The organism is Priestia sp. FSL H7-0729 (assembly GCF_038005685.1).
In the GTDB taxonomy this organism is placed as follows: domain Bacteria; phylum Bacillota; class Bacilli; order Paenibacillales; family Paenibacillaceae; genus Paenibacillus.
On sequence record NZ_JBBOTQ010000001.1, the window covers coordinates 1122296 to 1133955 of the forward strand.

The window sequence follows — 11660 nt, forward strand, 5'->3', positions numbered from 1 at the left end:
AAGCAATCGCCTCACTTATGCATTTCGAAGTGAATATGCCAAAAAAACCACCACGGAATTTCATTCCGCAGTGGTTTATAAAGGATAACTTATGAAATCATGAATGATACCATGGTTTACTCAAAACTTTTTCATATACGAAACTGAAAACAGTTATTAAACCAATGATTTATCACGCTGTAGCAATACGTCTTGTTCATAGGTTTTGATATCGGTGATCCACTTTTCACGGACTGGAACGCCTTGCTGAGCACAATAGTAGTCCCAAATTGCGCCAAACGGATAGGATTTGAACTCTTCCGTTAATGCGAGACGCAGGGTATAATCACCATCCAGCTCGGCTTGTTTCAGAGCATCCACCGGTTCCAGCATCGCACGCAGAAGGGCTTTGATCGTGTTGCGTGTACCCACAACCCAAGCAGCAACACGGTTAATGCTCGCATCGAAGAAATCCAGTCCAATATGCGTGGTCGCAAGCAGATCATGTCGAACCAGTTCACGGGCAATTTCCAGCAACTCATCGTCCATAATTACCACATGGTCACTGTCCCAGCGCATCGGGCGACTTACGTGAAGCAGAATGCCACTTGTAAACAGTGACAAGGACGACAGTTTATTGGAAATAACCTCTGTTGGATGAAAATGGCCCGCATCCAGGCAGATCAACGTATCATTTTGCAAACCGTAACCCATATAGAATTCATGAGAACCCACCACATAGGCTTCCGAACCCAGCCCAAACAGCTTGCTCTCTACCGCGTCCAGGTTGTGTTCCGGGTTAAGTGGTTCGCCGAATACTTCATCCAGCGATTCTTTGAGACGTTTGCGTGGTGTCAACCGATCAACCGGATTATCCTTAAATCCGTCCGGTACCCATACATTGGTTACACAAGTTTGACCAAGCTGTTCACCGAAGTATGCACCAATCCGGCGGGATGCCTTGCAGTGATCAATCCAGAACTTGCGAATCTCAGGGTCTGGATGACTAAGCGTGAAGCCGTCACTTGATTTTTCATGGGAAAAACATGTTGGGTTGAAGTCCAGGCCGAGTCCTTGTTCTTTGGCCCATTTCACCCAGTTCTCATAATGCTTCGGCTCAATCTGATCCAGCTCAACCTGTTCATCTGTATCCGTGTATATCGCATGCAGATTGACCTTATGTTTACCGGGAATCAGAGCAAAAGCTTGCTCAAGATCGTTACGAAGTTCAGCAGGTGTGGTTGCAGCCCCCGGATATTGACCTGTAACGGAAATCCCCCCTGTTAACTCCACATCTTTATTCAGAAAACCTTTGACATCATCGCCTTGCCAGCAGTGTACGGATACTTTGATCTCCGCGAGTCTGTTCAGCACCTCGTCCGTATCAATTCCGTGCTGGGCATATAATGCCTTGGCTGCTTCATACGCTTGCTTGACTTGGTTATCCATCCGCAAGAACCCTCCTATTTTAACGTGTAAATGCTGCCGGTACACCGCCATCAATGGTCATCATGCAACCGGTTGTTTTTTCGGACTTGGAAGAAGCAAAGAATGCAATTCCTTCTGCAATATCTCTAGGATAGATATTCACGAGCAATGTCGTCCGTTTGCGATAATACTCTTCCAATTGATCCGGTTCAATTCCGTATGCCGCTGCCCGTTCGTTTCTCCAGGAACCGTTCCAGATGGCTGACCCCTGTAGAATGGCATCCGGAAGAATCGTGTTGACACGAATGCCATACTCTCCACCTTCTGCTGCAATGCAGCGTGCCAGATGTGCTTCAAGCGCTTTCGCTGAACTGTAAGCAGAAGCACTTTTACCTGCATACACCGAGTTCTTGGAACCGATAAAGACCATGCTTCCCCCAATGCCCTGTTGTTTCATCAGCTTGAACGCTTCACGAGCCACGAGGAAATACCCTGTGCCCAGTACATTCATGTTCAGGTTCCATTCTTTCAGGGATGTTTCGTCAAATGGGCTAGATGTCGCTAGTCCCGCATTGTTCACGATGATATCCACTCCGCCATATTGCACCGCAACATCTGCATACGCAGATTGAACGGCTTCCTCATCGGTTACGTCCATTTTGAGCGCATAAGCACGATTCGCACCGTACTGATCATTAATTTCCTGTGCTACTTTCTGTGCACCCTCCAGGTTGAGATCAGCAAGCACCACATGTGCGCCTTCAGATACCAATCTGCGTGCTGTTTCACTTCCGATACCACCTGCGCCGCCTGTGATAAACGCCACTTTACGGGAGAATTCGGTTTCTGCCGGAGCCAGAGACAATTTATACAATTCCAACGGCCAGTACTCCACATTGTAAGACTCGTTTGCACTGAGCGATACGAATTGACCCAAGCTAGTAGCTCCACGCATAACGGCAATCGCTCTGTGATACAACGCCCCGCTTACTTGGGAAAGCGCCCAGCTCTTGCCTGTGTTAATCATGCCCACACCAGGAATGAGGATAACGCGTGGTGCCGCTTCGAACATGACATCACCTTCGTTTTTGTTGCTCTCAAAATACTGTTGATATTGCTCTTTGTAAGCAGCCACACCTTCTACCAGCTTGGATTTTAAGCCTTCGATATCTTCCGCATCCGGTGTCCAATCGATGAACAGAGGTACCACTTTGGTATGTACCAGATGATCCGGACAAGCTGCACCCACCTGAGACAATTCCGGAGAATTTGCTCCGCCCACAAAAGCAAGTACGTCCTCTTGATCATCAAAGGACAAAATCATTTTTTTGCTATCCGATACTGCTCCACGAATCGTTGGCATCACACGTGATACGATCTGACGACGAACATCAGCGGCAAGTGCCGGGTGCTTCACACCACCAAACAAACTTTCTTCGTTCACTCGTGCTTCGATGAAAGCTTCTGCTTCATTGATAATCTTGATCGTTTGAGCGTAACATTCCTCGGATGTCTCACCCCAAGTCACGAGACCGTGTTTTTCCATCAGTACGAGTTCGGCATTGGGGTTCGAGAATACGCTTTCAGCAATCATTTTGGATAATGTAAACCCTGGACGTACGTAGGGCACCCACACAAAACGATCACCGTAGATCTCTTTCGCTAATTCCTTGCCGTTATCCGCACAACACAGGCTAATAATCGCATCCGGATGAGTATGATCCACATGCTTATATGGAAGAAACGCATGCAGAAGAGTCTCAATGGAGGCCCGCGGGTGCTTGGCATCAATCATGCAATGTCCCAGATATTCAACCATCTCTTCATCCGACATGGATTCACGTTCAATTAATGGTCTGATATCTTCAAGCCCAAGTCCGGTAAAATGCTTCGCTTCCATGGAACCCAGATCTGAGCCGCTGCCTTTCACATACATTACTTCTACATCACGACCACGAAAATCCTTCACTGTCGTTTTGGTAGACGTATTACCACCGTATATGTTACATACACTGCGGTCAGAACCAATGAGATTGGATCGGTAAACCAACTGTTCAAGTCCTGTTGTTTTCTCAGAAGCCTGCGATGCATTCCATAAACTCTGTACCATTTGTTTCCCTCCGATAATGTTTGTTTTATTCCTGATACGAGTTTAACATCTTTGTTTTATTTTGAAAACAAAATATTTTAAAACAAAACGGAAATATTCAAAAGACATCAATAATTGGGCTATTTCATTAAAAAAACACCCTGACGTGAACGTCAGAGTGTTCTGTTTGATCGGCGGATTAGAAAATCCCCGCTTTCTGGGAAGTGTTTTTAATACCATAGGTATCATTAACTACGGTGTTGCCAAAGCTCGTTAAGCTCCCGTTCGGACCTGTGGCCATGTCCAGATAGTTCAGACCGGAACTGTTTCCGTACCAAGACCAGGCAAGCCAGCCTACCCCTTTTTCCTGACCATATCTCATGATGGCATACTCGTCCACATCACCGTTTGTGTGATATCCGCCGAATTCACCAATGATTAGTGCCAATCCTTTGTTCAGCACATTCTCCATATTGGCTTTGACCGTTGCAGCATCTTTGCCAGCATACTCATACATATGAATGGAGAAGACCGTATTTTTCTGAGAATCGGCTGCAAAAACACTTTGACCATAATCCACGATGGATTGAGGGAATTGTCCCCATCCTGCTGCATCCACAATCAGCGTATTTTTGATTCCGGCATTTCTTAGTTTAGGAATGGCTTTTTTGTAGCCATCAGCCCACGCACTTCCATTCCACGTTCCATACCATTCATTGGCGATGTTGACGATTACCCGATCTTCTTTGCCAATCAAAGCTTCCTTAATGCTAATCCAGTAGTTCACTGCGGCATCCAACGAATTATAGTCATCCTTGCCTGTGGCATCATGTACTTCAAGTACAGCAATCATTTTATTTTGGTTAACCACATTAATAATATTTTTAACAGCGTTCAGATCATCTTTGGTGTACAGGCTGCCATTCGAAAGAACAATACGTACTGTATTGGCACCTGTTTTGGCGATTGCAGGGATCGCGGTGTTTAGATCATTCTTGTACCAGGAATGTCCGTGATTAACACCTCTCATGACAAAAGGCTTGCCTGTGGAATCATACAACTTGTTGCCGTTTACATAAAATCCTGTGGCAGCAGATGCTTTGGGGGCTGCACTCCCCAATGCCATAAACATGAGCGCAGCAATAACCGTGAAGATTGTACACTTTTTCAGATTAACCATTCGTTTGCAACCTCCTGAATTTGATTTTTTTATTTCAATTAACCCTGCTCTAGGCAATAAGTTAACTAAAATCGTTGGTAATAGACGTTTATAGACGCTTTAACGGGTAACAAATAGATAAAGACTAACCTTATTAAGGTTAAGTTATTTCCCATAAATAAACCTTATCGATAAGGTTATGAATTCATAATAAAATGAAAACGCTTACTAAGCAAGTCTTTTTTACCAGTGAATAGCAATCTTTTCTTTTTACACCCCACATCAAAAAGGCTCTTTCCCCTCACACCCGTTCGGAGAAAGAACCCTTTGTATTATAAATGTCAGTTACCTTTTGTACTCTTAGATTATGATGAAGTATCTTCCCTACCTGCTATTATCAACCCAACCCGGTAATGTGGTCTTACCCGAATATTATTAAACTTGCCGATCTCCACACCCTCAAACCGCTCCACATAAGCCTGATTCACATAACTCTCAATCGTTCCTCTTCGGATTGGAGTTATGGACAGACGAAGCGCGTGATCGGCCAGCAAATGACGGGATTGCTTCAAACCAAGCATCCAGCTATGCCCATAGTGAATATGATCGGTTAACATCTGATTATGAATATGTGCTGCTGCAACGTCTCCTTCATAATCAATCTCAACCCATACGTCATCTACCTGTTCCGGCCAGGCTGTATCCAATCTCAATGTTGCTGCATATGCTTTCGGATAATCAACCTCTACAGCAGGCTCGTAAAGCGAAACTTGTAATGTGTACGTACCGAATATTCCCTGCTTTGACTGGGATGAGACGGCATATTTAGATGCTGAAACATGCTCTGGAGCCGGATAGAAGGATACCTCAAACTCTGCTTGCTCCAGGGAGTTGCATATGATCATCTCATTCTGCACATACAGATGACTGCTGCTAATCACAAGCCTCTCTTCTCCGCCCACATGGAAACGGTAGGCATGCAATGCCTCTTCACGGGTCAATGTAATGATACATATGACTGTACCGTCCGATGTTGTGATGCGCATATAATGCTCCTTGCCTGCAATTGGATGAATCACAACTTCATTTCCCTGCTCTGATATTGTACCTTCGGGCATATCCACATTTGTAATAGATGATGCATCAATAACATACTCAGGCATCATGCCATCATGGGCATAAAAGACAGCCGTAAGCTCAGTATTCACCATAAACCGGGTCAGTGGCTGAACGGTAGCACTAATGATCTTCATTCCATCCAGATTCATATGGAAAGGCAGAATGGCTGCCATACCCGATTTCAGCTGCATCGTGCCTTCCTTTGGATAAAACGCAGTCCCTTTGCCAGTATGCAGCTGCAATTGTATATCTCGATCAGGCAACGTCACATGATCCTGATAATTATTCAAGAACAGGAATCCTGAGCCTTCTTGTTGACGAACAGACCAGCGCAGATCCATCGTGTTCTCCGGTGTTATCGCATGCTGATCTTCCGGTATAACACTGCCCATTGGTGCAATCAGCTCACCGTATGCTTCCAGAAACATGGACAAGTTTCGAATGCGGTCATACGATTCACCAATACGTCCGAACTCCCCAAGCGGGGCTTGGTAATCATACGTCATTTTAGGCAATGCCTGTTCGTTCATATACGTTTTTTGCCCTACCGGATTGGTTCCACCGTGATACATATAATATCCGACCAGATTGCTGCCATTCGCCAGCTTCACAATGGTCATCGCTTCAACACTGTCCGCATCTACAACTGGTCGGGCGTGATAACTGACCTGCATTCCACCAGCGAGTTCGCAATACGCCGCAGGATACTCCAGACTGTCATAATCCACTTCTTCAACAGGATTCATATGCAGATCCTGGAATAAATACTCTCGGCTTGGAGGCTGATTAGGAATCCAAGGTGTGTACGCATACCCCGCGAGCATAGGCAGCGTTCCTTCTTCAGGCACCGCAGCATTACCCCAGGCCGTGGCAGTATAGAACATGGGATGCATACCAACTTCTACGGCAATACTGCGAAGCACTTTCAGATGTTCACGACCGTCCCGGCCAGAGGAAATGTATTTTTCACGTGTGTAACCCCAGGCATCCATAGGTGCCCCAGCGTGCATATACTCATTTTCCAACTGTACAGCTATTACAGGGCCACCCTCCTGATAAAAACAGCTGTTAAGCTGACGAGCAATCTCACGATATAATCGCTTGGTGTAATACAGATACCCTTCATCATTCGATCTCACTTCAAATGGATAACTGAATAACCAATCTGGCATGCCTCCATTACGAACTTCTCCATGACAGAATGGACCAATCCGCACGATTAGTGGCAGCTGATGTTTGCCACACAGATCCACAAAGTGCCGCAAGTTCAGATTCCCTGACCAATTAAACTCGCCTTCCTGCTCTTCATGAAAATTCCAGAAGACATAGGACGCGATGATATTCACCCCGCCTGCCTTCATCTTCAGTAATTCTTCTTCCCACTGCAAGTAAGCGAATCTGGAGAAATGAAATTCACCTACTACGGGAATATGGGGTTTACCATTACGGATCATATAATAGTTGGTAAAGTCATAAGACTCCCCTCGTGGATTTTTGCCTCCATTGCCTGTCATGCGACCCGCACGAATCTCTTTATCTTCTGCCTCCAGTATGAAACGGATCTGGCTTCCTGCTATGCTATCGTTCATGGATTATATAACTCCTTCGGTATAGATGGGATAGGGTTAAAACTATTATCAATTATCGATGAATGATTGCCCCTTGATGATTGGGGTTCTTCTCCAGAACCCGCTCCAATTCAAGTTCGGCTTCACTTGTCCGACCAAGGCCAAGAAGACCTAATGCTCGCATGTATTGGCAATGTTCTTCATTACGCTGATTGAGATCGTCGTCAAATACCAGGAAATCGGGCAGAGATACCGCAAAATAATCCATTCGGATGTGGTCATGCATATGCCTCTCGGCATAGTCAATTAATTTGTTGAACCGCCTGTTGGCTTCCTTCACATTGCCAAGCTTCTGCCAGGCCAGACCCTGATAATAGATGGATTCCGGCGGTTGATCATTATAAAACATCGCGCTTGCCGGTTCGTTAAGGCCGATTGACGCTCTGTGGAAATTCTCCTCTGCAGCCTGATTATTCTTCAGTTGCTGGTAGGCACATCCAAGATAAAAGTAAACGGGGTTGTCTCCGGCTCCCTCTAGCTTACCTTCACCTAAGTTCTCCGGATAAACCAGCGCCTTCTGCAATAGCTCCAATGCTAGTTCAGGTAGTTGTTTTTCCAAATGTTGCTTTGCCAGTTCCGTTAGTGCTATAACATACTGTCCTGTAACCTTGCCTTCTCCACCCTCCCAGGGATGAAACCGCCGTGCCTGAAGAGCATTCCATGCTTCTTGATAACTCCCCTGCATATTCAATAAAGTTACCCACTCAATATACAGATCATCACGGTGGTGAACCAGCTCCATATGTTGTTCCAGCAATTTGATTCGACGCTCGCAAGAATACCCTATCTTCTTGTGCAATTGATCCAACTCGTAGAAGATTCGGGCATCCTGTGAATCCAATCGGAATGCTTCCTCTAATGAAGCCAATGCAAGTTCGGGGCGATTCAGCTTATTATAATAAGCCAGTCCCAGATTCCGATGAACAGTTGAATATGTTGCATTCGCCTCACGTGACGTTTCCCAATGGGTGATTCCTTCCTCGTAGCGTTTATGATCATACAACCAATTTCCCAGGTAATAGTGAGCACGCGCATCATTCGAATCCACTGCCAATGCATCCTGAAGCACCATGAATTCAAATAACGTATTAGGAAAACAATAATCCGTTGGAGCAGCGTTCCCCTGCTTTTGACATTCCTGGGCCTGCTCCACCTCCCCCAGCTGACGATACAAGTAGGCCTGAGCATAACCAACCATAGGATAAGGCTGTGCAATTTCGGATTCAACATAGGATAGTACAGTCAGTGCTTCTTCCCACAACCCACCATCCGCGTAATCTGCAGCTAGGTTTAGATAATTATGAACGTCTCCTCTCATCAGACGATGAAAATGCTCACGTGCTTGCTCCGCTTGCCTGCTCTCTGAAGATGCAGTCGCTCGGCTGTAGATCAGGACTAATTCATGTGCGGCTCCAAATTCAACCGGGTCCAGTTCCAACGTTTCATACGCATATTGGATGGCCCGTTTATCCTGACCCAATCTGCGCAACAGAGCCACCTTCAGATGCCGAGCCTTGTAGTTTCGAGTGTTACGGATCAGCGAACGTTCAATGTGATCCAGTGCTTCGATATCCCGATGTTGCGCCGTATCGATCAGAGCAAGCATGTAATAACCCGTATCCTGAAACTGTGCAGACCATACGGCTTTATACAGTTTTGTGTAGGCTTCTTCCTGTTTCCCCTGTAGTTTTAAACTCAGACCGAGCTGATAAAAAGCTTCACTATCATATGGATTCGTATTTTTCCACGTCAGCGATTGTACAGCCTGTCTGAAATGCTTCTCTGCATCTTGAAACAATCCTCTGCGCAGCAGCAATGTGCCATACGCAATATTTAGACGAATATCCGTTGCATCGCGCGTCAAGCCTTCCAGATAATAAGGTTCTGGTTCATACGTGGCATGTCGATATTGCTCCAAATGAAGACCAGCCAGATATAGTTGTTCATTCGTACGAATCTCGGATGGTAGCGGGAGTGGTGTGGCCGGGTCTGGGACTTCCTGAATCTCAGAACGTTCAGGTTGATAGGCCACAAGTAGCTTTCCTTCCGCCGTTCGAACACTTAACTTCAATTGATGCCATTCATCTTGTCCGCTCCACGGGAATGAAGACTTATACAGTTGCGTAGGTGAAATATTACATCTCTCATGGAGATATACCGTGGTTGGTCCAATTACTTCAATGGTCACTTGTTCAAAAACCGACGTCGCATATACCATCACGGTTACTGCTCCGGTCACTTCGTCCATTTCCAGATTAACTGCTGCATCGATCGTTGCATTTTTGACCATGCCAATTCCTTTATACGGCATGAAATACTGTGAAAATGATTTGGCTTCATAGGGCTGCAACCACGTAAAATCAGGCTGATTATCGGTATAGATCCCGGTCATTAATTCAATATAAGGTCCATCCTCGTCCGTTAATTGACGATCCCAGGCTTGCCCGAATTCCCCGTTCCCCCAGGTCCATTGTTTCTTGCCCGGAGAAATATGATGATTGGCTACATGTAGCAGGCCTGCCTGAACCCCATGGTCATAACCCCCTACAAAATTATAATCCGACTTATACGCCATATAGGATGTTGGAACCGGTATATTTTTGTAGCGCGAGATATCCACACCTTCGGAATAATCCATCTTGTAATAGGTGCCGGTTGCGATGGGAAAGCGGGATACGTCCCGTTTTCCGTGGTCCAGCACAGCCGTTACATCAGGTGGAAAGACGGATTGCGTATGATCGTTGACAGCTACAGCCGGATTGGCCCACCATAGAAAAGTTTGAGGTGCGCTGGTGCGATTGTATACCTCGGCTTGGATTTCAAGATAAGCTTTGCCAGGATGTAATGTGAATCCCGCGGTCATTTTGGTACCATACATACGATCGATCTCACCCACCCAGACGGTAGCGCTTCCATCTTCGTTACTGCCAAATGTATAATCGACTGGGCCAAACGTGTTGGGCCGATGATGCTGTGGCCAGTTGAATTCGATTCCCCCGGATATCCATGGGCCTGCCAAACCCACAAGTGCAGGTTTAATCACCCGGTTATAATATACAAAATCGTAGTCGTTGGTCCGATCCAGCGCACGATAGATCCGTCCACCCAGTTCGGGTATCATCTCGATACGCACATATTCATTTTCGAGAATAACTAATCGATACGACTTCATTTTTGCTTCATCTTCAATGCTGTCGATCACGGGATGCGGGTACACTTTACCCGAACTTCCCTGGTAGATTCTCTTTTCAAGAAACATCGGATTTTGGTCAGGTTTACCTGTACCATAGGTTGGAATATCTCTGGTTTCTTCCCATATGCGAACATTTGATGTCGCTGTCACGTGATTCAATTCACTCACTCCTCAGCCTCGTATATATTGTGATCATACGCTCCGACATGCAGGAAGAACATTGACATTAAGCGGTTCTTGATGGACGATCTTCGGATTCCCCCATAACCAAAGAGAGTACCGATCCACCCAAATAATGCAGTGAAAGGTACTCTCTGATCGATCTTGATTCACTTATCTGCGACGTGCAAAATCCACAAATCTGAACTTGTCCGGTCGATGCCTCGACTCCGTATACTGAAATTGACTGGCATCCTCCAGGTACACTTGGCTCCTCACCACAACCACATTGTGGAAACCTTCAAGGTCAAGTAATTCCCTGTCCTCAGCGGTGGGTTCTTCCACCAAAATCTCTTTCTTGGCAAACGAAATGGAAAGCCCAAGCTCTTGCTCAATGTACTGATAGATGGAATCATTACAGATTTCTTTGCTGAGCCCAGGAACAAGCCGCTGGCTGATGTAATCTTTGTCCAGAATGACGTGCTCTCCATCCACTTTGCGCACACGTCTGATCTCCCAGACCTGTTCATTCAGACCAAAGTTAATTTTCTTGTGCAACGCCTGATCGACCTGTCTCTCTTCAAAAACCTTCACATACGTTTGAGCCCGATGTCCCATTTTTTTGGCCAATTCCTTGAAGCTAACCAAACCTGAGATGGGAAAATCGATCTTGCGTATATCCAGTACAATCGAGCCCTTGCCTTGAATCTTCTGAATATAACCTTCTTCGTACAACATTTTCAGCGCTTTGCGAATGGTCTCTCGGGACGTTTGATAACTTTCCGATAGATCCAGTTCCGATTGAAGCAGCGTGCCTGCATCAATCTCTCCAGTCCGAATACGATCTGCAATATCTTCATATATCCGGATAAACTTATTATTCATTATTCATCACCATTGTTCATT

The 11660-nt window shown here is 45.7% G+C and carries 6 protein-coding genes; all 6 read right to left on the bottom strand.

What is annotated here, in order from left to right; genetic code table 11:
• Nucleotides 1-156: 156 nt before the first annotated feature.
• Nucleotides 157-1428 carry an L-rhamnose isomerase gene (gene rhaA, locus MHH93_RS04730; protein WP_500053024.1) on the bottom strand — a complete coding sequence of 424 codons (1272 nt, stop codon included), beginning with the start codon at nt 1426-1428 and terminating at the stop codon, nt 157-159.
• A 19-nt stretch (nt 1429-1447) separates the two neighbouring features.
• The gene (locus tag MHH93_RS04735; protein WP_500053025.1) at nt 1448-3517 is read right to left on the bottom strand and encodes a bifunctional aldolase/short-chain dehydrogenase; all 2070 of its coding nucleotides are present in this window, start codon (nt 3515-3517) and stop codon (nt 1448-1450) included.
• A 178-nt stretch (nt 3518-3695) separates the two neighbouring features.
• Entirely contained in the window at nt 3696-4628 is a 933-nt protein-coding gene (locus tag MHH93_RS04740; RefSeq protein ID WP_500053328.1) for a glycoside hydrolase family 5 protein, read from the bottom strand.
• Between the two features lie 392 nt (nt 4629-5020).
• Nucleotides 5021-7363 carry a beta-galactosidase gene (locus MHH93_RS04745; protein ID WP_500053026.1) on the bottom strand — a complete coding sequence of 781 codons (2343 nt, stop codon included), beginning with the start codon at nt 7361-7363 and terminating at the stop codon, nt 5021-5023.
• A gap of 52 nt (nt 7364-7415) precedes the next feature.
• Nucleotides 7416-10754 (bottom strand): DUF5107 domain-containing protein, encoded by a 3339-nt coding sequence (locus tag MHH93_RS04750; RefSeq protein ID WP_500053329.1) that lies wholly within the window; start codon nt 10752-10754, stop codon nt 7416-7418.
• A 174-nt stretch (nt 10755-10928) separates the two neighbouring features.
• The gene (gene treR, locus MHH93_RS04755; RefSeq protein WP_500053027.1) at nt 10929-11639 is read right to left on the bottom strand and encodes a trehalose operon repressor; all 711 of its coding nucleotides are present in this window, start codon (nt 11637-11639) and stop codon (nt 10929-10931) included.
• Nucleotides 11640-11660 lie beyond the last annotated feature (21 nt).

Excerpts from the sequence above, each read along its gene's own strand:
- rhaA (WP_500053024.1), bottom strand. The coding sequence starts at position 1,428 with ATGGATAACCAAGTCAAGCAAGCGTATGAAGCAGCCAAGGCATTATAT.
- MHH93_RS04735 (WP_500053025.1), bottom strand. The coding sequence starts at position 3,517 with ATGGTACAGAGTTTATGGAATGCATCGCAGGCTTCTGAGAAAACAACA.
- MHH93_RS04740 (WP_500053328.1), bottom strand. The coding sequence starts at position 4,628 with ATGTTTATGGCATTGGGGAGTGCAGCCCCCAAAGCATCTGCTGCCACA.
- MHH93_RS04745 (WP_500053026.1), bottom strand. The coding sequence starts at position 7,363 with ATGAACGATAGCATAGCAGGAAGCCAGATCCGTTTCATACTGGAGGCA.
- treR (WP_500053027.1), bottom strand. The coding sequence starts at position 11,639 with ATGAATAATAAGTTTATCCGGATATATGAAGATATTGCAGATCGTATT.